Consider the following 19,897-nt stretch of genomic DNA (forward strand, 5'->3'; position numbering starts at 1 on the left):
GTCGTCGGCAAAAAGTTCGTGCGGACGTCCGCGACACGCCGTAGCGAACCGCTCTTTGCTGGCATTAGTGGGCACTTTTCGACGTAACTCGACATAAGAGGTCCGTGTCGGGTTCGGGGGACAAGAAGGGCCGGGCCGGAGGATCGCTCATGTACCGTCTGCTGGGTGCCGTCGTCATCACCGCACTGGCCGTCATGGCGAGGCCCGCCGCTGCCGCGCCGTGGGAGGTCGACAACATCGCGCATCGGGGCGGATCCGGGTACGCGCCCGAGAACACCATCGTGGCCTGCGAAGTGGCCCGATCCCAGCGGGCCACCATGTGCGAGTACGACGTCCAGCAGACGAAGGACCAACGGCTCATCCTGATGCACGACGAGTCGCTGGCCCGCACCACCAACGTCGAGCAGGTCTTCCCCGGCCGCTCCCCGTGGAAGGTCGCCGACTTCACGCTCGCGGAGATCCAGCGCCTGGACGCCGGCTCGTGGTTCTCCTCCCAGTTCCAGGGCGAGAAGGTGCCCACCCTGGAACAGGGACTGCGGGAGATGAGCAGGAGCGGGGTCGGGATGCTGCTGGAGATCAAGCACGATCCGGCCAGCACGGACATCGACGAACGGGTGGCCGCCGAGCTGAGGAAGTACCGATCCCTGTGGAAGGGCAGGCGGATGGCCGTGCAGGCGTACAACTGGGAGTCGATGCGGAACCTGCACGAGATGATGCCCGACCTCCCCGTCGCGTTGATGGGCAAGCCGGACGCCTCCCGGCTGGAGGACCTGGCCGGGTTCGCCGCCGCGATCACGGTGCCGCACAGCGGCCTCACCGCGACCTACGTCAGGCAGGTCCACGAGCACGGCATGCGGGTCTACACGTGGACGACGGACCGGCGGGCCGTCATCCGCCGCCTCATGACGTACGGCGTGGACGGCATCATGACCGGGCGGCCCGACCAGATCGACGCCGTCAAGCGCCGGGCCATGCGCGTGGTCATGAGGGCTGGCGGAGGTCGGCTATGAGGTCGTCGCCGGACGCCGCGAGCCGGTGCTCGATGACGTCGGCGAGGTCGGTGTCCATGTCGGGCCCGTAGAAGTCCTCGGCGAGGTCGAGGTGGCGGCGCATCGCCTCGCGGGCCCCGTCGGGATCGCGGTCGAGGATGGCCTCCAGGATCACGGTGTGCAGGGGCTCGCCGGCCTCCCGGACCTCGCGGTCGCTGAGGCTGCGCAGCATCAGCCCGTAGGTGAGGTCCTGGATCGCGGTGAACATCATGTGGATGACCGGATTGCCCGAGGCCCTGGCGATGGTCTCGTGGAAGGCGAGATCGACCCGCGCCCTGGCGTGCACGTCGCCCGGCCGGGCGAAGAGCTGGTGGACTCGCAGCAGGTCGGTACGGTCGCGCTTGCTCGCGTTGGCCGCGGCCAGGCTCGCCGCCTCGGTCTCCAGCATCACCCGCGCCCGCATGAGCTGGCGGGCGGTCACCCCGGCGGCGCGGGCCGCGAGGTTCATCGGCCGCATCAGGTTCTCGGCCGTGTAGTGGCGGACGAAGCTGCCCCGCTGCGGCGAGACCTCGATCAGCCCGCGCTCCTGCAGGGCCTTGAGGACCTCCCGGATGACCGGGCGGCTGACCGCGAACTCGGTCGCCAGGTCCCGCTCGGAGGGCAGGCGCACGCCGGGGGCCCAGTGTCCGGTCAGGATCCGGTCTTCGAGAAGGGCGATCAGCGCAACCGGGCTGGTCGGCGGCTTTCCCCCGATAGTGGGTTCGGCGGGGCTCTCGAGTGACGGTTTCCTCCCGCGCTCAGCGGTCATGCCGACCACGGTAGCGGCTCGCCGCCGGTGCCGAGCCGCGCTCCGTGCCAGCACGCCCGCCCATCCGGGCCGAACAGGTGAAGATCGGTCAGCGGCACATGAAAGGTCGCGCGTTCCCCGTCGCGCGGCCCGGTGCGGGGCGGCACGCGGGCGACGATCGCCCGGCCCGCGTCGTCGCGCAGGTGCAGGATGCTCTCGTTGCCGAGGTTCTCCCGGTACGACAGCGTCGCCTCGATGGGCAGGGCGGCCCCGTCGTCGGCCCGTACGCGTACGGACTCGGGCCTGAACCCGACGCGCACCGACTCCGGCAGGTCGTCCGGCAACCGGGGCAACTGCCAGCGCAGGTCACCGCTGGTCAGCTCCACCCCGTCCGCGCCGGCCCGCGCGGTGGCCTCGATCAGGTTCATCTGCGGGCTGCCGAGGAACGTGGCGACGAACACCGTGGCCGGCTGCTCGTAGATCTCGGTCGGGGTGCCGATCTGCGCGAACTCGCCCTCGTTGAGCACCGCGACCCTGTCGCCCATGGTCATGGCCTCGACCTGGTCGTGGGTCACGTACAGGACGGTCCCCTCGGTGCGGCGGTGGAACTCGATCAGCTCGGCCCGCATCTGCACGCGCAGCGCGGCGTCCAGGTTCGACAGCGGCTCGTCCATGAGGTACGCGGCCGGCTCCCGGATCATGGCACGCCCGAGCGCGACCCGCTGCCGCTGGCCGCCGGAGAGCTGGCCCGGCTTCTTCCTGAGCTGGTCGGCGAGCCCGAGCACGCGGCTGGTGTCCTCGATCCGCTGCCGGATGACGTCCTTCGGCACGTGATGGGCGCGCAGGCCGAACGCCAGGTTGCCCTCGACGCTCAGATGCGGGTAGAGGGCGTAGTCCTGGAAGACCATGCCGATCCCGCGGTCGCCTGGGTGGGCGTGGGTGACGTCCTTGCCGCCGACCGTGACCCGGCCGGCGCTGACCGGCTCGATCCCGGCGACGATGCGCATCAGCGTGGACTTCCCGCACCCCGACGGGCCGACGATCACCAGGAACTCCCCGTCGCGGACGTGCAGGTCGACGTCGGCGAACAGCACCTGGCCGCCGTACCGCTTGGTGACCCGCTCGATGCGGATGCCGTCGGTCATCGCTTGACTCCTCCGAGGGTGAGGCCCGAGACGTAGTAGCGCTGCAGCAGGGCGAACAGGACGAGCGGCGGCAGGATCGACAGCAGCGCCGCCGCGGTCTGCAGGTGGTAGACGATCCCGTGCTCCCCCTCGAAGGACGACAGCGCGAGCGGCAGGGTCCACAGCTCCTGCTCGCTGGCCGCGATCAGCGGCCAGATGAGGTTGTCCCACTGGGCCAGGAACTGCAGCAGCAGCACCGTGAGCAGGGCCGGGCGCAGCAGCGGGACGGCGATGAGGAAGAAGATCCGCAGCTCGCCGGCGCCGTCCACCCGCGCGGCGTGCAGCATCTGCGCGGGGATGCCCAGCGCGAACTGCCGGACCAGGAAGACGCCGAGCGCGCTGGCCACGAACGGCGCGATCAGGCCCTGGTAGCTGTTGAGCCAGCCGACCTCGCTGAGCGCCACGAACACCGGGATCATGACGACCGCCGGGGTCAGCGACAGCGCGATGATCACCAGGTTGAGCAGCGCGGCCCGGCCCGGGAAGCGCAGCCGGGCCAGCGCGTACCCGGCCGCCGCCGAGATCGCCACGTCCAGCACGGAGACCGCCGAGGCGATGACGAGGCTGTTCAGCAGGTAGCGCGGGAACCGGCCGTCGGTCATGATCTCGCCGAGGTTGTCGAACAACGCGAACCCGTGGAAGCGCAGCCCGGACAGATCGCTGTCGTCGGGCGCCGAGGCGAGCACGACCATGGAGAAGAGCGGCAGCAGCATCAGCGCCACGAAGCCGACGAGGGCCACGAGGGTGAGCGAGCGGCGGATTCTCATTCCTCGTCACTCCTGATCAGCTTGAACTGGGTGAAGGCGAAGACCAGCAGCACCACGAGCAGCACGATCGCGATCGCCGACGCGTAGCCGAACCGGGAGAAGGAGAACGCGTTGTTGTACAGGTAGAGCGGCAGCACCTGGGTGGCGTTGACGGGCCCGCCCTTGGTGAGCAGGTAGGCCGGCACGAACGACTGCATGGCCCCGGTGACGGCCACCACGATCACGAAGGTGAAGGTGCGGCGCAGCAGCGGCACGGTGATCAGGAAGAACGTCCGCAGCGTGCGGGCGCCGTCGATGGCCGCGGCCTCGAAGACGTTGGCCGGCAGGGCCTGCAGCCCGGCGACGAAGATGATCACGTAGAGCCCGACGTACTTCCAGATGACCATCACGAGCAGCGCCCAGATGGCGTAGTCGGAGTCGGTGAGCCACGGGCGGGCGCCGACGAGGGTGTCGGCGAGCCCGCCGGTGGAGTAGATGACCTGCCACAGCACGGTGGCGCCGACCAGCGGCATCACCGCGGGGACGAAGATCAACCCGCGCAGCCAGGCCCGCAGCCGGCCGGGCTTGGCCAGGGGCACGGCCACGACCAGCGCGATCACGATGGTCGGGCCCACCGCGAAGACCGTGTAGAGCACGGTCACCCACACGCTGCTCCAGAACTCCGCGCTGGTCGCCAGCTCGCGGTAGTTGTCCAGGCCCACCCATTGCGGGGTGCCCGACAGGTCGTACGAGGTGAAGCTCAGGTAGAGGGCCGCGAGCGCGGGCAGCGCCCAGAACAGGACGAAGTACACGATCGCCGGGGCGGCGAGGCCCGCGCCCGCGCGGGCCTCGACCCCGGCCATGGTGTCCCGCCGTGCAGCGGTCATTTGAGAATCCGCCCCACCGCGGCGTCGAAGGCGGCCGCGGCCTCCTGGGCGGACCGCTGCTTGTGGATCACCGACTCCAGCGCGTCGAGGAGCGCCTTCATCGTCTCGGTCCACTGGGGCAGGACCGGGCCGAAGTCGGTGTACGGGAGCTGCTCCTCCAACTGCTGGCTGGCCTTGTCGCGGGCGCTCGGCAGCTTCTGCCAGCCGGCCGCCGGGGTGACCAGGCCGGTGGCGGCCAGCTGCTGGTCGACATGCTCGGACGTGGACAGCCAGTTAACGAAATGCCAAGCCGTAAACGGATTTTTCGCCTTTTTGGCGACCATCCACCCCCATGAGTAGCCGGAGGCCACCTTCTCCTTGCCCGCCCAGTTCGGCACGACGGTGCTGTCGAAGGTCTTGCCCAGCTCGGCCTTGGCATTGAGCGCCGGGATGAGGCTGGAGGTGAACCGGCCGGACACCAGCATGGCCGCCGTGCCCTTGGCGAACAGGCCGAACGCGCCGACCGGGTCGTTCAGCCTGGGATTGCCCTGGCGGCCGTAGTATTCGAGCGCCTGCAGGCCCGCCGGGGTGTTCAGCCCGCCGCGTCCCGTGTTCTCGTCCACGATCTTCCCGCCGAGGCCGTTGATCAGCGGGATGAAGTTCAGCATCGCCCAGATGTTGTCGGCGAGCTGCCACTGGAGCCCGACCTGGGAGCCCGTGGTGAGCTTGGCGTTGAACTCCTCGACCTCCTCCCAGGTCGTCGGAGGCTTGTCGGGGTCGAGCCCGGCCTGCTCGAAGCGGTCGCGGCGGTACCAGAGATGGACCGAGTTGAAGTCGATCGGGACGCCGTAGACCTGGTCCTTGTAGGTGAGGGCGGCGAAGGCGTTCGTGTCGAACCTGGTCTTGAGCTCGTCGATGGAGCCCGCTCCGAACTCCGCCGGCGGCAGCGGCGCGACCTGCCCCTTGGACGCCCGCTCGGCGAGGGTCCAGGCGCCGACCTTGATGAGATCCGGTGGCGATCCCGTGGTGAACGCGGTGGAGAGCTTGGTGTCGAGGTTGGCGATGGGGATGTACAGCGGCTTGACGGTGACCTTCGGGAACTGGCGCTGATACTCGGCGATCTTGGCGTTGAAGTATTTGGTGTTCGCCTGCTCCTCGTGCATCCAGACGTTGACCGTGCCCTGGGGCCCGGACTCCTTGGAGCCGACCGGGGCGCCGCTCGAGCCGCAGGCGGCCAGCGGGGTCGCCAGGCTCAGCAGGGCGGCGCCGCGCAGGAGGTCTCGACGGGGGATATCACTCATGTGTCCGGTTCCTCTCAGGGGACGGTCGTGAATTCGGTGACCCCCGCGTGGATGGCGTCGGTCATGCGCCGGTGCCAGGCGATGTCGCGCCACATGCCGTCGAACTGGGGGCCGCAGAAGTTGCTGGTCGCCAGCGCCTCCCAGCGCCCGGTGGCCAGCGCGGCCCGTACCCCGATCTCGCACAGCTCCTTGACCCAGCCCCAGTCGCGGCCGGGGCCGTCCTTGTAGTTCACGATCCCCCAGCATTCGGTGGTCACCAGCGGCTTGCCGGCCGCCCGCGACCACGCCGCGACCTCCCCGATGTGCTCGGTCAGGCGGCCGGCCCACCGCTGCGGGTCGGACCGGTACAGGCGCTCGGCCGGGCCGGACAGCGGTTCGTAGGCCCGCGGGTCGAACTGGGAGTGGTGCAGGTCGTAGCCGATCTCCGCGTAGAAGTCGGTGGTGGCCTGCGGTGTCATCCACACGTGCGGTTCGAGCAGGTCCAGCTCGGACAGGTCCTCGCCCGGGGCGCCGGTGGTCTCGGTGCAGCCGGACAGCGTGTAGCGGTGGCGGGGGTGGGCGGCGCGCAGGGTGGAGATCGCCTCTTTGGCCCAGTTCTGTACGGCCGCGTCGCCCCGGGACAGGGTCTCGGCGCTCGCGTCGTTGCCGTACAGGAAGGGCGCCCACATCGCGAGCGGCCACTCGTTCACCAGGTCGACGAAGTAGACGGCGTCGGCGAGGCCGGCGTCCTCGATCGCCGAGAGGGTGACGTCCCAGATCCGGGCCAGGTCGGCCGGGGTCCTGATCCGCGAGCGGACGTCGAGCTCGTCCTTCCTGAACCACGAGGACAGCGCGACCCGCAGCCCGCGGTCCGCGCATGCCCGGATGAAGTCGAGCAGGCCGGGCAGCACGCGTACGGAGACCGGCTCGGTGGCGCCCCAGGACTCGAAGTGCCACACGGGGAGCAGGCGCCAGGTCCGCTCCGGATCGGCCGCCACCAGGTGGGGGAAGGCGTCGATGCGTACCGCGTCGTAGCCCCGTTCGGCCAGTTCGTCGAGTGTGCGGTCCCAGTCCTGGTAGCCGGCGCCGTCCCAGCGCCGTTCGAGCCAGGAGAAGTCCCACATGGTGATCGCTAGGGGACTGGTGGTCAACGTCATAGTCTCAACATCCGTTCGATGTTGGTCTTACCAGATTGGTAGATCGTGGCTGGCCGAAGCGTGACTGTCAAGGCTCTTCTTGGCCCTTGCGGGTTACTGGTCTAACCAGCTAGCGTTCTTGGACCATGAGCACCCGAGCCGTCGCCGGCCTGGAGACCATCCGATGCCCGATTCAGCCCAACGTGCTCCTGATGCGGCTGCACGCCGACGACGGCCTCACCGGCCTCGGCGAGTCGTTCTTCGGGGCGGAGGCGGTCGAGGCCTACCTGCACGAGACCGTCGCACCACTCCTCGTGGGAGCGCCGCTGCCCAGCCCCGAGCGGCTGCGCCGGCTGCTCACCGGCCACGTGGGCTTCCAGGGCAGCGGGGTCGAGACCCGGGGCAACGGGGCCGTCGACATCGCCGTGTGGGACCTGCTCGGCAAGGCCACCGGGCAGCCCGTCGCCACCCTGCTCGGCGGCCCCTACCAGGGCAGCCTCCCCGTCTACAACACCTGCGCGGGCCCCTCCTACGTCAAGAACGAGCCGCGCCAGGCCGTCTCCAACTGGGGCCTGGCCGACACGTCGCGGTACGAGGACCTGCGCGGCTTCCTCGAACGGCCTGGCGAGCTGGCCAGGGAACTGTGGGACGAGGGGCTGCGCGCCATGAAGGTGTGGCCGTTCGACCAGGCGGCCGAGCGCACCGGCGGCATGCGGCTGGAGCGGGCCGACCTGCTGGCCGGCCTGAAGGTGCTCGACGACATCAAGAACGCCGTCCCCGAGATGGACGTCATGGTCGAGCTGCACGGCCTGTGGAGCCTGCATGCCGCGCTCGGGCTGGTCAAGGAGCTCGAACGCTTCACCCCGTACTGGGTCGAGGACCCGCTGCGGTCCGACAGCCAGGCCTCGTACGCCACGCTGCAGGCCGCGACGCCGGTGCCGCTGGCCACCGGCGAGACGCTGACCGGGCAGCGCGCGTTCCGCGGGCTGCTCGAACGCGCGGGGATCCGGGTGGCCATCGTGGACATCGGCTGGACGGGCGGGCTGACCGAGGCCCGCAAGATCGCCGCGCTCGCGGACTCGTACGACCTGCCGTTCGCGCCGCACGACTGCACCGGGCCGATCTCGTTCGCGGCGTGCGTACACCTGGCCCTGAGCCAGCCCAACGCGCTGGTGCAGGAGAGCGTGCGCGCCTTCCGCCACACCTGGTACGGGGAGCTGGCCACCGGCCTGCCGCTCGTGGAGGACGGCCGGGTGCGCCTGGAGGACCGGCCCGGCCTGGGCGTGGAGCTCACCGACGGCCTCACCACCCGCCCGGGCGTCACCACCCGCCTGACCGGCACCCGCCCATGAGCCCCGCCCACCGGCACCACCTCGCCCGGCCGAGCGGGGTGCGGGGATGACGCGGATGGCGGCGTTGCGCTGGTACGGGCGCGGCGACGTGCGGCTGGTCGAGACCGAGATCCCCAGCCCAGGTCCCGGCGAGGTCCTGATCGCGGTGACGCTCTGCGGCATCTGCGGCAGCGACGTCGAGGAGTACCGGGCGGGACCGATCGTCGTGCCGGTCACGCCGCACCCGCTGACCGGCCGGACAGCCCCGCTCACCCTGGGGCACGAGGTCGTCGGCGTGGTCGCCGGCTCCGGCCCCGGAGTCGAGCTGGCCCCGGGCACCCCGGTCGTCCCGGACGTCGTGCTGGGCTGCGGCCGGTGCTGGTGGTGCGCCCGCGGGGACTACCCGCTGTGCGAACGCGGGGCGGCGCTCGGACTGCAGGACGACGGAGGGCTGGCCGAGTACCTGGTGGCGCCGGCCGGCCGCTGCGTCCCGCTGCCCGAGGGCATGCCCGCCGAGGTCGCCGTCTTCGCCGAGCCCGCGGCGGTCGCCGTACGGGCGCTCGACAAGGCCGGTGACGTGTCCGGGGCCGTGGTCGCGGTCGTCGGATCCGGCGCCATCGGGCTGCTGGTCGCCCAGGTGGCCGTCTGCCGCGGGGCGGCGGCCGTCGTCGCGGTCGACCCGGACCCGGGCCGCCGCGCGCTGGCCGATTCGTGCGGCTTCACCGGCGCGGCGCCCGGCGAGGCGGCGGACGCCGTCCGCGAGCTGACCGGCGGCCGTGGGGCCGACGTGGTCGTGGAGAGCGCGGGAACGCCCGCCGCGGTGACGGACGCGCTGTCGCTGTGCCGCCGCGGCGGCACCACGGTCCTGCTCGGCGTCACCCCGGAGCCCGCCGTCCTGTCCACGCTGGACGTGGTGCTGGGGGAGAAGCGCATCGTGGGGTCGGCCTCGCACCGATGGGACACCGACGTACGCGCCGCCGTCGCCCTGCTGCACGCCGGTCACCTCCGGGTCGATCGGCTCCCCGTCCAGACCGTCCCGCTCCGGGACGCCGTACGACGCGGCCTGGCCGACCCGCCCCGCGACATCCTGAAGACCATCGTCACCGTCACAAGCGCCTGAGCGGACGGCACGCCGCCCCGCGTCGTGCCGTCAGTGTTCGATGCTGGCGTTGAAATGGGCCAGGCCCCGGGCGAACGCGGCCAGTTCCTCCGGGGTCCAGTCCTTCAGGACCGTGGCGAGCCCATGGATCCGGTACTCGCGCTCCCCAGCGACCCGCCGCAGCCCCTCCTCGGTGATGCGGAGCTTGCGGGCCATCCCGCCCTCGGGGTCGGGGATGCGCTCGGCGAGCCCGTCGCGGAGCAGGACGGCGGTCTGCCGGTTGACGGTGGAGGTGTCCAGGCTGAACGCCTGCGCGAGCTGGCCGATCGACATCGGCCCCTCGGCCTCCAGCCGGCTCAGCAGGATGTAGCTGCTGCCACGCTCCAGGCGGCGTTCCGAAGCAGGCGCGGCCGACGACGCCAGCTCCTTGTATCGGCCGATGAGCATGAGCTCGCGCTCGATGTCAACGATCTCCTCGCGCATGATTACCTCCCCACGGCGGTCAGAATATCCCTCTATATGGTGATGTGTAGGATACATACCATATGCATCGTGCATATAATTCTGCGAGATACGGGAAAACTCATGAGTTCAACGCGTGCCGCACCGTCCAGTGGAGCGATCATCAGCGTGCTGGCGGCGGCGGGCATCACGGTCTCGCTGATGCAGACCCTGATGGTGCCGCTGATCGCGACCCTGCCGACCCTCCTGCACACCACGGCCGCCAACGCCTTCTGGGCCATCACCGCGACCCTCCTGGCCGGCGCGGTCGCCATGCCCGTCTCGGGGCGGCTCGGCGACCTGTACGGCAAGCGCCGCGTCATGATCGTCAGCGCGGTCCTGCTGGCCGTCGGCTCCCTGGTGTGCGCCCCCGCCAACTCGCTGGCCCCCATGGTGATCGGCCGCGCGCTGCAGGGACTCGGGATGGGCGTGATCCCGCTGGGCATCGCCATCATGCGGGACGTGCTGCCGCCGCAGCGGCTCGGCTCGGCCATCGGCCTGATGAGCTCCTCGCTCGGCGTGGGCGGAGCGCTCGGCCTGCCCGCCGCCGCGCTCGTCGCCCAGTACGTGAGCTGGCACGCGCTGTTCTGGGGAGCCGCCGCGCTCGGCGTGGTGATGAGCGTGCTGATCTTCATGATCGTGCCGGAGTCGCCGGTCAAGTCACCGGGACGCTTCGACTTCGTGGGGGCGGTGGGGCTGGCGGCCGGTCTGGCCCTGTTCCTGCTGCCGGTCTCCAAGGGCAGCGACTGGGGCTGGACGAGCGGCACCACGCTCGGCATGTTCGCCGCCTCGGCGGTGATCCTGCTGCTGTGGGGCTGGTGGGAGCTGCGCGTGTCCGCGCCCCTGATCGACCTGCGCACCAGCGCGCGCCGTCAGGTGCTGCTGACCAACCTGGCCTCCATCGTCATCGGCTTCGGCATGTACGCGATGTCGCTGATCACGCCGCAGCTCCTGCAACTGCCCGAGGCCACCGGGTACGGCCTGGGCCGGTCGATGGTCGAGGCCGGGCTGTGGATGGCCCCGGCCGGGCTGGTCATGATGGCGATCTCGCCGGTGGCCGCCCGCCTGTCGGGGGCTCGCGGGCCCAAGACGTCCCTGCTGCTCGGGACGCTCATCATCGCCTCCGGCTACCTCCTGGCCCTCGTCCTGATGGGGCACGCGTGGGGCGTCCTGGTCTTCTCGTCCGTGGTCAGCGCCGGGATCGGCTTCGCGTACGCGGCCATGCCGTCCATCATCATGAGCGCCGTGCCGCGTACCGAGACGGCCGCCGCCAACGGGCTCAACAGCCTGATGCGCTCGATCGGCACGTCCTGTGCCAGTGCCGTGCTCGGGGCGGTGCTGGCCAACCTGACGGTCACGTTCGGGTCCGTGACGCTGCCGTCCGAGGCCGGGTTCCGCGCCGGGTTCCTCATCGGCGGCGGGGTCGCCCTGGTGGCGGCGCTCATCGTGCTGACCATCCCCGGCCGCCGCGCCGCGCAGCCGCAGCCGGCCGGCCTGCCCTCCGACACCGACCAGCAGGTCCGCACCCGCTGACCCGCGTGGGTGGCAGGCCGCCACCCACGCGGGTTACGTCGTGCCCAGCCGGTCGCGGCGCAGGCGGGCGGCCTTGGCCATGTTCCAGCCCAGCACCGCCGTGACCACGCCGTCGAGCCGGTAGAGGGCGACGAAACGGTTCTGCTCGGGGTCGCCCTCGACCACGCTCACCTCCGCCTCGGGCGACGGCAGCCCGTGGACCTGGAGCTTGACGTCGTACTGGTCGGTCCAGAAGTACGGGACAGGCGCGTAGGCCAGGTCCTCGCCGAGGATGTTGGCGGCCACGACCTGGGCCTGCTCGACGGCGTTGGTCCGGTTCTCCAGCCGCAGCCGCCGGCCGAGCCCTTCGTGCTGCCAGGAGGCCACGTCGCCCACCGCGTAGACGCCGTCGCCGGCGCGGCAGCGGGAGTCGCACTCCACGCCGTCGCGCAGGGCCAGCCCGCTGTCGCCGAGCCACCCGGTCGCCGGGCGGGAGCCGATGGCCACCACCACCGCGTCGGCGGGCAGCAGCTCGCCGGACGCCAGGCGTACCCCCGTGACCCGGCCGCTCTCGGAGGCCAGGCCCTGGACCCCGACGCCGAGCCGCAGCTGGACGCCGTGCTCGGCGTGCTTCCTGGTCAGCAGCGCGGCGGCCGGGTCGCCGAGCTGGTCGGCCAGGACCGCGCGGCCGAGGCCGACGAGGGTGACGTCCAGGCCGAGACCGCGCGCGGTGGCGGCCACCTCCGCCCCCAGCACGCCCTCGCCCACGACGACGAGGCGCGGACCTTCGAGCAGGTGGGCGCGGAGCGCGAGCGCGTCGTCCAGCGAGCGCAGCACGTGCACGCCCGCGAGCCCGTCCTGGCCGGGCAGCCGGGACGGGGTCAGCCCGGTGGCCAGCACGACGGCCTGCGCGCGCAGGGTCCGCCCGGACGCAGTGGACACCTCCCGCGCCTCGGGGTCCAGCCGCACCGCAGGGTCGCCGAGGATGAACGTCGCGCCCAGTTTGTCCAGCTCGGTCTCGGCCCGCAGGTGCGCCTGCTCGCTCTCCCACGTGCCGGCCAGCACCTGCTTGGACAGCGGCGGGCGATCGTAGGGCGGGTGCGGCTCGGCGCCCAGCACGGTCAGGCCGCCCTGGTGGCCCTTGCGGCGCAGCGCCTCCGCGACGGCCAGGCCGCCGGCGGAGGCGCCCACGATCAGGACGTCCGTCAAGACTGCCCGTCCAGGGTGATCGCGGCGGCCGGGCAGACGGCGGCCGCCTCGCGTACGGCGGCGTGCAGGGGCTCGGCCGGCGACGGGTCCAGCAGGATCACGATGCCGTCCTCCTCACCCTGGTCGAACACCTCGGGGGCGAGCAGCACGCAGCTGCCTGCCCCGCAACATTTGTCCGTGTCGACGATGACGTTCATCAGAGGGTTCCTTTCGGTTCTACCGGCGCCGCAGGCCGCCGACGACGAGCCCTTCGCGGCGCTTCAGCTCCTCGGCGGTCAGGCCGCCGACCAGCCGCCGTCAACCGGGACGATCGCCCCGTTGATGAACGAGGCGGCATCCGAGGCGAGGAAGAGCGCGGCGTCGGCCATCTGCTCCGGCTGGGCCAGCCGCTCGCCGAGGGCGAGCACGGGGCCGAGCCGGGCGGCGCCGGTGGGGTCGAAGGAGGCGTTCGTGGCGATGTTGGTCATGGTGGGGCCGGGCAGGATGGCGTTGCAGCGGATGCCGTCCTTGGCGTGCGCCCAGGCCACGCTGCGGGTGAGGCCGACCACGCCGTGCTTGGACGCGGTGTAGGCGGCGCCGGCCGCCCCGCCTCGGATGCCGGCCTCCGAGGCGGTGTTGACGATCGCGCCGGAGCCCTGGCGCAGCATGTGCGGCAGCACCGCGTGGGTGACCAGGAACGTGCCGGTCAGGTTCACCCGCAGGACCCGCTCCCACAGCTCGACCGGGATGTCGGCGGGCAGCGCCATCGTGTCCATGATCCCGGCGTTGTTGCACAGCACGTCGATGCGGCCGTACGCGCCGATCGCCGCCTCGGTCAGCGCGGCCACCGACGCCTCGTCGGAGATGTCGGCGGCGACCGCGACGGCCGCCTCGCCGATCTCCTCGGCGGTCCGCCCGGCCGACTCCTTGTCGATGTCGCAGGCCACGACGCGGGCGCCCGCCTTGGCGAACGCCACGGCCATCGCCCGGCCGATTCCGGACCCCGCGCCTGTGATCAGGGCGACGCGATCGTCGAATGTGCTCAAGAGCCCGTCCTTTCGCCAGCCGTCCTCCGGCTCGCCACGTTCGCGGCAACCGGACGATGTTGTCCGGTTGCTACGATACCCGCTGTGCCGGAGTCACGTCGACCGAACAGAGGGCCGAGCGCCGCAGCCGAGAACCGGGCGGCGCTGGTCGCGGCCGCCCGTGAGGTGTTCGCCAGCGCCGGATACAACGCGCCGCTGAGCACGGTCGCCCGCGCCGCCGGGGTCGGGCAGGGCAGCCTCTACCGGCACTTCCCCGACCGGATCAGCCTCGCGATGGCCGTCTTCGAGGACGGCGTCACGGAGCTGGAGGCGCTGGCGGCCCGGCCTGGCACCACGCTCGACGACCTGCTGGCGCTGCTGACCGAGCAGGCCATCGCCTCGACCGCGTTCATCGAGCTGGTCAGCACGCGGCCGAGCGAGCCCGATCCCCGCATCATCGACGTGCGCGATCGCGTGGCGGGAGTCCTGGCGGGCGTGCTCGGCGACGCCCGGCGCGCGGGAGACGTCCGTGACGGCGTCTCGGCCGACGACCTGGTGCTGGCCATCGGCATGCTCGCCGGGGTCCTGGCCAAGACCCCGGCGCCCGACCGGCGCGCCACCGCCGACCGGGTGTGGGCGCTGCTGCGCGAGGGCATCGCGCCCTGGGCGAGCCCGCGCCCGTCGCCGGGAGGTGTCACCGGCTGACCGCCCGCTTGTACAGGCGCGTGGCCAGCGGCACGAACACCACCAGGATCAGCACCGACCAGGACAGCGACACCGCCACCGCGTGCTGGAGCGGCCAGGCCTGCGGGTGAGTCTCGGCCGCGTTGCCGAACAGCTCGCGGGCGGCCTGGATCACGGTGGAGACGGGGTTCCACTCGGCGACGACCTTGAGCGGCCCCGGCAGGCGGCCGGTGTCGACGAAGGCGTTGGACAGGAAGACCAGCGGCATCGACACGATGGTGGCGATGTTGTTGAACACCTCGGGCGTGCGCAGGGCCAGCGCCACGGCCGCCGTCACCCAGGAGAAGGCGTACGCGAAGAACAGCAGCAGCAGGAAGCCCAGCACGGCCTCCAGGGGCGAGGTGTGGATCCGCCAGCCGACGGCCAGGCCCACCAGCGCCATCACGACGATGCTGGTCACGTTCATGAGCGCGTCGCAGACGGTCTGGCCGACCAGCACCGCCGAGGGCGCCATCGGCAGCGTGCGGAACCGGTCGAAGATGCCCTTCTGCAGGTCCTGGGTGAGGGTGTAGCCGGTGATCTGCGCGCTGGTGACGATGGTCTGGACGAAGATGCCCGGGATCATGTACTCGCGGTACGACATGCCCGGCAGCTCGATCATGCTGCCGAAGACGTACGCGAACAGCAGCACGAACACGATCGGCAGGATGACCGCGCCGCCGAGCAGGTCCGGGGCTCGTCTGATCTTGAGCGCGTTGCGCTTGGTGATCGTCACGCCGTCGGCGAGCACGATCTGCAGGGCGTTCATCGGGCGGGCTCCTTCTCGGCGGTGACCTCGTGGCCGGTGAGGGTGAGGAAGACGTCGTCCAGGGTCGGGCGGCGCAGCCCGGCGTCGCGGACGGTGACGCGTTCGGCGGCCAGCAGGCCGAGCGCGGTGGTGAGCGCGGCGGTGCCGCCGGTGACCGGGACCGTCACGTGCAGGGCGGTGGGGTCGATCCGCACCTCGCCGAAGGAGGCCAGGGCGTGCCGCGCGGCCGCGAGGTCGCCGGCGCCGGCCACGGTCAGCTCGATCCGGTCGCCGCCGACCTGGTCCTTCAGCTCGTCGGCGGTGCCGAGCGCGATCACGTGACCGTGGTCGACCACCGCGATCCGGTCGGCGAGGCGGTCGGCCTCCTCCAGGTACTGGGTGGTGAGCAGCACGGTCGTGCCGCCCGCGACGAGCTCGGAGATGACGTCCCACAGGCCCGCTCGGGCCCGGGGGTCCAGGCCGGTGGTGGGCTCGTCGAGGAAGAGCACGGGCGGGTCGGCCACCAGCGCGCCGGCCAGGTCGAGCCGGCGCCGCATGCCGCCGGAGTAGCCCCGCACCGGGCGGTCGGCCGCGCCGGTCAGGTCGAAGCGTTCCAGCAGTTCCCGGGCGCGCTGCCTGCTGCGCCCGGCGCCCAGGTGGTAGAGGCGGCCGACCATCTCCAGGTTCTCGGCGCCGGTCATGTGGTCGTCGACCGCCGCGTACTGGCCGGACGCGCCGATGCGCGAGCGCAGCCGGTCGGCCTGCGTGACGACGTCCAGGCCGGCGACGGTGGCGTGTCCGGCGTTCGGTCTCACCAAGGTGGTCAGGATCCGTACCGTCGTGGTCTTTCCTGCGCCGTTGGGGCCGAGCAGGCCGAGCACCGTGCCCTCGGGGACGGACAGGTCCATCCCGTCGAGGGCGACGACGTCGCCGTACTTCTTGACCAGGCCCTCGGCGTGAATGGCGGGGGGCATCGCGGGGTTTCTCCTTTTGTTGGGGGGTTAACCATGATTTGTGGGCATGACGGGATGGCGGACGGTCGCCCGCCCGCTTCGATCAGCGGGTACTAGATGTCCAGGTCCTCGACGGCGGGCCGCTCGGCCAGGTCGGCGATCAGGTCGTAGAACTCGTCAGGGATCTTGCCGCGCAGCTCTTCGACCGTGTCGAAGACGTCCAGCGTGGCCGCGCCCTGCACGAAGCCCCATCTCGTCTCGCCCAGGCCGAGGTAGCCGCGCCAGGTGCTCACCCAGTCGTCGGACTCCGAGCCGCTCACCCAGTCGGGCGAGCGGTCGACGTGCAGCACGAACTTGCCCTTGCGCGAGCGGTACACCCGGAACATCTCCACTCGCCCGCTGCGGCTGGTGCGGCACCACTCGCCGAGCAGCACGCCGGAGAAGCGCTGCTTGCGCCCGGCGCCCTGGCCGACCTGCACGATGATCTCTTCGTAGCCCTCCTGGCGGCCCTCCTCCATCTCGACGTAGCGCCGCAGCGCCACGCTGATGGCGGTCGACAGCTTGCCGCCGGCGAGCTCCTGCGCCCGCTGGAAGATCGGCAGATCCTCGTCCGACACGTAGATCGTTTTGTTCGGCATCGTCTCACTCTCATCCCGTATACGTATGAGTCTACGTATACGGGATGAAGATGGCAACGGCTGTTCAGTCCCGGTTGTACGACGTCGCTCTGAACAGGAAGGAGGCCCAGGACCGGTAGGGCCGCCACGCCTCGGCCAGCTTCCGGTACGCGCTCGGCGGCGCGTCCTCCGGCAGGCCGTACGCCTCGCGCAGGATCGCGAACAGGCGCGGCTCGTCGCCGGGGAACGCGTCCGGCGCGCCCGCGCCGCGGATCAGGATCAGCCCCGCGGAGAACGGCCCCACGCCGGGCAGCGCGCGCAACTCGGCCAGGGCATCCTGCGGGTCGAGCGCGCGCAGGTGCTCGGTGGTGAGCACGCCGTCGAGCGCCGCCCGCGCCAGGCCGCGCAGCCACTCCTCCTTCTGCGCCGGCAGCCCGAGACCCCCGGCCTCCAGCAGCGACACGGGCGGAGGGAAGGCCGATTGCTCCTGCCCGTCAACGATGACCTTCGCGCCGTACCGGTCCGCGATGCGCTGCTTGATCCGCGAGGCGATGAGCATCGACGAACGCTGCACGATCACCGCCCAGCACGCGGCCTCCCACGGGCTCCAGAAGCACACCGGCCGCAGGCCGGGGCTGCGTCGCTGCAGGTCGCCGAGCACCGGGTCGGCCTCGCCGAGCTTGGCGAAGCCGGCGCCGTCGACGTCGAGGGACAGGATCCGCGCCACCTCGCCCCGGATCCCCGGCCCGGCGGGCCGCGTCGTGGCCACGGCGACCCCGCCCGGCGCGCCCGTCACGGTGACGCCGATCGGCAGCCAGTCGGATTCCGCGCTGTAGGCGAAGCGCATCACCCGCCCGTCGGAGGGCAGCGCGCTGGTGGCCGGCCAGTCCTCGATGAAGCGCAGCGAGGCGTCGAAGTCGAACGGGCCCTCGGCGGTGAGCGTGAATCCGTGCGTGGTCATGCGGCGAATAGTAGGCGGCGGCAAGGACGGTCACGCACCGGAGCGGTCGCATGACAGGCGTCCGCGCCGGGCGGCCGGCCGTCGGGCTGAGCGGGACGGCCGGCCGCGGTGCTCAGCCGATCGGGCGGGGGAGGCGGATCGTCAGGATGCGGCTGGGGATGCCGGTGTCCACCAGGCGGCCGTTCGCGTCGAAGGTGCCGACGCCGAAGTCGTTGTCGTTGGCGATGGCGATGGTCCTCGGGTCGAGCACCGCGACACCCTCGATCTTGCCGGGCAGCCCGTCGATCGCCGCCAGGTCCACGGTCAGCGACTTGGCCGCCACGGTGACGTCCGCGGGAAGGGACGCCTCCAGCGACGGCGTGGTCGCCGGGTCGTCGTGGCGGCCGCCGAGGAGGTCGGTCGCCTTGCGGAGGTCCACGGTGTAGAGGCGGGCCACGGCGTCGGTGCGCTCCTGGAGCAGCAGGCGGCCGGGCTTCAGCACGTTGAGCGCGGAGATCTTCATGTCACCCTGCTCGGCGGCCGGGTCGAAGGTGGCGACGTCCTCCATCTTGTAGGCCCACTCGCCGGTGGGCCGCCCGGTCCGCAGGTCGACCCGCAGGATGCGGGCGATGCTGGAGGCCTTGCCGGTCTTCTTGTCGGGGTTGGCCAGCGGGCTCTGCACGGCCAGATAGAGGGCGCGCTCGGAGGGCGAGACGCCGAGCGCCTCGATGCCGCGGTTCTGCTGGCGGCCGGCGAAGATGGCGGGCAGCGTCTCGCGTACGGGGTAGCCGGCTCCGGTCAGGCCGAGGCCCTTGGGCACGTACCGGGTCAGGATCCGCCCGTCGCCGGCCACGTGCAGCAGCGAGGGGGAGTACTCGTCCACCAGCCAGAAGCCGCCGCGCCCGTCCGTGACGACGTCCTCGGTGTCCAGCCCGTTCGGGTCGTAGGGGAGCGTGGTCAGGCCGTCCCAGGTGTAGGGGGCCTCGTCGTGGCCGGACTGGTTGGACAGGCCGGTGATCGGCGTGCCGTCGGACTTCTTCAGCGGGATGCTGCGTACGATGCGCGCCGTGCCGTGCCGGACGGCCACGCGCACGATCGCGGGCGCGAACTCCGGCACCGGGAACGTGCGCCGCTTCTCGCCGTTGACCTTCGGCTCGCCGTTCGGGCCGCGGTCGGTCACCATCCAGTACTCGCCGTCGCGCCCGGCGGGGTACAGGCCGCTGCCGACGCCGCCCAGCTTGACCCCTCGGGAGTCCTTGACGATTCCGGGCTCGAACGCGGCCAGGTCCGGCGCGGGCAGCGTCACGTCGGACAGGATCCGCGGCTCCTTCACGGGGGAGGCGGCGGCGGGCGCGGCGAGTGAGCCGGCAAGCGCCGTGCCGATGGCGAGCGCGGCGACAAGGTGACGAGACATGGTGCTTCCCTTGGGGGCAAATGTGCTGATTCGGGGTGGAACCTACAGAGGTTCGATGTCCAGCCGCCGAAGCGCACATGAACGCGCGTTGACGTCACCGACCGCCAATCTCAGGCGCCGCCGCGTGACGGCGCCTGAGCACGAGGTGGGTCAGACCCGGAGCAGGGAGGCGCAGGCGGCCGCCGCCGCGTCGGCGTCACCGATCACCACGGCTCGGGCGAGAGCCGTCAGGCGCTCGGCCGAGACCCGGGCGTCGTCCAGCGGCGCGGCCTCCGAGAGCAGGTCGTCGAGATCGGCCAGCAGGCTCGCCCCCGCGAGCCTGCGCACGCAGGGCCAGGTGTCGGAGAAGCGCACCGGCCGGCCGTCGGCGTCGAGCAGGGCGAGCCGGAGGCTGCGGTCGGGATGCGCCGCCGCGCTGCGCGCCAGCCCCGCCATGATCGCCTCGCGCGCCCGCGCGAGCTCCATCGGGTCGCGCTCGGCCAGCGATAACGCCGGATCCAGCGGTGACTCCTGCCGCGTCTCCTGCAGCGCCGGCGCGAGCACCACGGCGCCGTTGCCGTGCTGGACCTCGACCATGCCCTGGACCTCGAGCGCCACCAGGGCGCGGCTCAGGGTCGCCCGGCTGACGCCGAGCTCGGCGGCCAGGCGACGCTCGGGCGGCAGGCGGTCGCCGGGGGAGAGCCCCTGAGCCTCGATGAAGCGCGCGATGTGGTCGGCCAGCTGCACGTAGAGGCGGGGACGCTCCATCCGCTCGGGAACCGCGGAGGTCTGCGGGCGCTTCTTGGTCACGGGGGACAGTCTATTGACATCCGGCGCAGTGGCGCAGAGGCTAGGCCAATCCGGAAATACGCACGTAAC

At 71.7% G+C, this 19,897-nt stretch carries 21 protein-coding genes; 5 read left to right on the forward strand and 16 right to left on the reverse strand.

The annotated features are described in order from the left end of the window. The first annotated feature begins 149 nt into the window (after positions 1-149). Positions 150-1,010: a glycerophosphodiester phosphodiesterase family protein gene (locus AB0L65_RS40605; RefSeq protein WP_364257143.1), complete on the forward strand. Its 861-nt coding sequence runs from the start codon at positions 150-152 to the stop codon at positions 1,008-1,010. Here AB0L65_RS40605 and AB0L65_RS40610 read toward each other — a convergent pair. The 6 genes from AB0L65_RS40610 to AB0L65_RS40635 are packed head-to-tail and all read right to left on the reverse strand — an operon-like array spanning position 982 to position 7,003. Further along, on the reverse strand, positions 982-1,797 hold the full coding sequence (locus AB0L65_RS40610; protein WP_364257146.1) for an FCD domain-containing protein: 816 nt from the start codon (positions 1,795-1,797) through the stop codon (positions 982-984). The genes AB0L65_RS40605 and AB0L65_RS40610 overlap by 29 nt on opposite strands. Then, the gene (locus tag AB0L65_RS40615; protein WP_364257149.1) at positions 1,794-2,921 is read right to left on the reverse strand and encodes an ABC transporter ATP-binding protein; all 1,128 of its coding nucleotides are present in this window, start codon (positions 2,919-2,921) and stop codon (positions 1,794-1,796) included. The genes AB0L65_RS40610 and AB0L65_RS40615 overlap by 4 nt, the downstream gene beginning before the upstream one ends. Next, positions 2,918-3,727 (reverse strand): carbohydrate ABC transporter permease, encoded by an 810-nt coding sequence (locus AB0L65_RS40620; protein ID WP_364257152.1) that lies wholly within the window; start codon positions 3,725-3,727, stop codon positions 2,918-2,920. The genes AB0L65_RS40615 and AB0L65_RS40620 overlap by 4 nt, the downstream gene beginning before the upstream one ends. Further along, positions 3,724-4,593 carry a sugar ABC transporter permease gene (locus tag AB0L65_RS40625; RefSeq protein WP_364257155.1) on the reverse strand — a complete coding sequence of 290 codons (870 nt, stop codon included), beginning with the start codon at positions 4,591-4,593 and terminating at the stop codon, positions 3,724-3,726. Before AB0L65_RS40625 ends, AB0L65_RS40620 begins: the two co-directional genes overlap by 4 nt. Continuing rightward, positions 4,590-5,873 carry an extracellular solute-binding protein gene (locus tag AB0L65_RS40630; RefSeq protein WP_364257158.1) on the reverse strand — a complete coding sequence of 428 codons (1,284 nt, stop codon included), beginning with the start codon at positions 5,871-5,873 and terminating at the stop codon, positions 4,590-4,592. The genes AB0L65_RS40625 and AB0L65_RS40630 overlap by 4 nt, the downstream gene beginning before the upstream one ends. Positions 5,874-5,887: 14 nt before the next feature. Next, the gene (locus AB0L65_RS40635; RefSeq protein ID WP_364257161.1) at positions 5,888-7,003 is read right to left on the reverse strand and encodes a cellulase-like family protein; all 1,116 of its coding nucleotides are present in this window, start codon (positions 7,001-7,003) and stop codon (positions 5,888-5,890) included. A gap of 131 nt (positions 7,004-7,134) precedes the next feature. On the opposite strand from AB0L65_RS40635, the gene AB0L65_RS40640 reads away from it, so the two are divergent. Further along, a complete protein-coding gene (locus AB0L65_RS40640) occupies positions 7,135-8,340 on the forward strand; it encodes a mandelate racemase/muconate lactonizing enzyme family protein (RefSeq protein ID WP_364257164.1) in 1,206 nt (401 codons plus the stop codon). A gap of 46 nt (positions 8,341-8,386) precedes the next feature. After that, positions 8,387-9,439, forward strand: a complete 1,053-nt coding sequence (locus tag AB0L65_RS40645) for an alcohol dehydrogenase catalytic domain-containing protein (protein ID WP_364257167.1) — start codon at positions 8,387-8,389, stop codon at positions 9,437-9,439. 30 nt (positions 9,440-9,469) lie between these two features. Here AB0L65_RS40645 and AB0L65_RS40650 read toward each other — a convergent pair whose 3' ends face one another. Further along, on the reverse strand, positions 9,470-9,901 hold the full coding sequence (locus AB0L65_RS40650; protein ID WP_350740953.1) for a MarR family transcriptional regulator: 432 nt from the start codon (positions 9,899-9,901) through the stop codon (positions 9,470-9,472). A 102-nt stretch (positions 9,902-10,003) separates the two neighbouring features. Between AB0L65_RS40650 and AB0L65_RS40655 the strand changes: the two genes are divergently transcribed. Next, a complete protein-coding gene (locus tag AB0L65_RS40655) occupies positions 10,004-11,452 on the forward strand; it encodes an MFS transporter (RefSeq protein WP_364257170.1) in 1,449 nt (482 codons plus the stop codon). Positions 11,453-11,485: 33 nt separating this feature from the next. On the opposite strand, the gene AB0L65_RS40660 is transcribed toward AB0L65_RS40655, so the two are convergent. The 3 genes from AB0L65_RS40660 to AB0L65_RS40670 form a co-directional block, all read right to left on the reverse strand. After that, positions 11,486-12,640: an FAD-dependent oxidoreductase gene (locus AB0L65_RS40660; RefSeq protein WP_364257172.1), complete on the reverse strand. Its 1,155-nt coding sequence runs from the start codon at positions 12,638-12,640 to the stop codon at positions 11,486-11,488. Next, positions 12,637-12,837: a ferredoxin gene (locus AB0L65_RS40665; protein WP_364257175.1), complete on the reverse strand. Its 201-nt coding sequence runs from the start codon at positions 12,835-12,837 to the stop codon at positions 12,637-12,639. The genes AB0L65_RS40660 and AB0L65_RS40665 overlap by 4 nt, the downstream gene beginning before the upstream one ends. Positions 12,838-12,915: 78 nt before the next feature. Continuing rightward, on the reverse strand, positions 12,916-13,665 hold the full coding sequence (locus AB0L65_RS40670; protein ID WP_364257178.1) for a glucose 1-dehydrogenase: 750 nt from the start codon (positions 13,663-13,665) through the stop codon (positions 12,916-12,918). An 84-nt stretch (positions 13,666-13,749) separates the two neighbouring features. Between AB0L65_RS40670 and AB0L65_RS40675 the strand changes: the two genes are divergently transcribed. Next, positions 13,750-14,349 carry a helix-turn-helix domain-containing protein gene (locus AB0L65_RS40675; protein ID WP_364257181.1) on the forward strand — a complete coding sequence of 200 codons (600 nt, stop codon included), beginning with the start codon at positions 13,750-13,752 and terminating at the stop codon, positions 14,347-14,349. Here AB0L65_RS40675 and AB0L65_RS40680 read toward each other — a convergent pair. The 6 genes from AB0L65_RS40680 to AB0L65_RS40705 all read right to left on the reverse strand — a co-directional run bounded on the left by AB0L65_RS40680 (position 14,339) and on the right by AB0L65_RS40705 (position 19,828). Then, positions 14,339-15,136, reverse strand: coding sequence for an ABC transporter permease (locus tag AB0L65_RS40680; protein ID WP_364257184.1), 798 nt, complete (start codon positions 15,134-15,136; stop codon positions 14,339-14,341). The two genes, AB0L65_RS40675 and AB0L65_RS40680, sit on opposite strands and share 11 nt — an antisense overlap. After that, entirely contained in the window at positions 15,133-16,089 is a 957-nt protein-coding gene (locus AB0L65_RS40685; RefSeq protein ID WP_364257186.1) for an ATP-binding cassette domain-containing protein, read from the reverse strand. Before AB0L65_RS40685 ends, AB0L65_RS40680 begins: the two co-directional genes overlap by 4 nt. A 92-nt stretch (positions 16,090-16,181) precedes the next feature. Then, positions 16,182-16,706 carry an EXLDI protein gene (locus tag AB0L65_RS40690; RefSeq protein WP_364257189.1) on the reverse strand — a complete coding sequence of 175 codons (525 nt, stop codon included), beginning with the start codon at positions 16,704-16,706 and terminating at the stop codon, positions 16,182-16,184. 64 nt (positions 16,707-16,770) lie between these two features. Further along, the gene (locus AB0L65_RS40695) at positions 16,771-17,646 is read right to left on the reverse strand and encodes a hypothetical protein (protein WP_364257192.1); all 876 of its coding nucleotides are present in this window, start codon (positions 17,644-17,646) and stop codon (positions 16,771-16,773) included. 112 nt (positions 17,647-17,758) lie between these two features. Next, entirely contained in the window at positions 17,759-19,039 is a 1,281-nt protein-coding gene (locus tag AB0L65_RS40700) for an esterase-like activity of phytase family protein (RefSeq protein ID WP_364257195.1), read from the reverse strand. A gap of 150 nt (positions 19,040-19,189) precedes the next feature. Beyond that, the gene (locus AB0L65_RS40705) at positions 19,190-19,828 is read right to left on the reverse strand and encodes a GntR family transcriptional regulator (RefSeq protein ID WP_364257198.1); all 639 of its coding nucleotides are present in this window, start codon (positions 19,826-19,828) and stop codon (positions 19,190-19,192) included. Between the last annotated feature and the right edge of the window lie 69 nt (positions 19,829-19,897).

It is taken from the genome of Nonomuraea sp. NPDC052116, from assembly GCF_040680035.1.
GTDB classification, from domain to species: Bacteria; Actinomycetota; Actinomycetes; order Streptosporangiales; family Streptosporangiaceae; genus Nonomuraea; species Nonomuraea angiospora_A.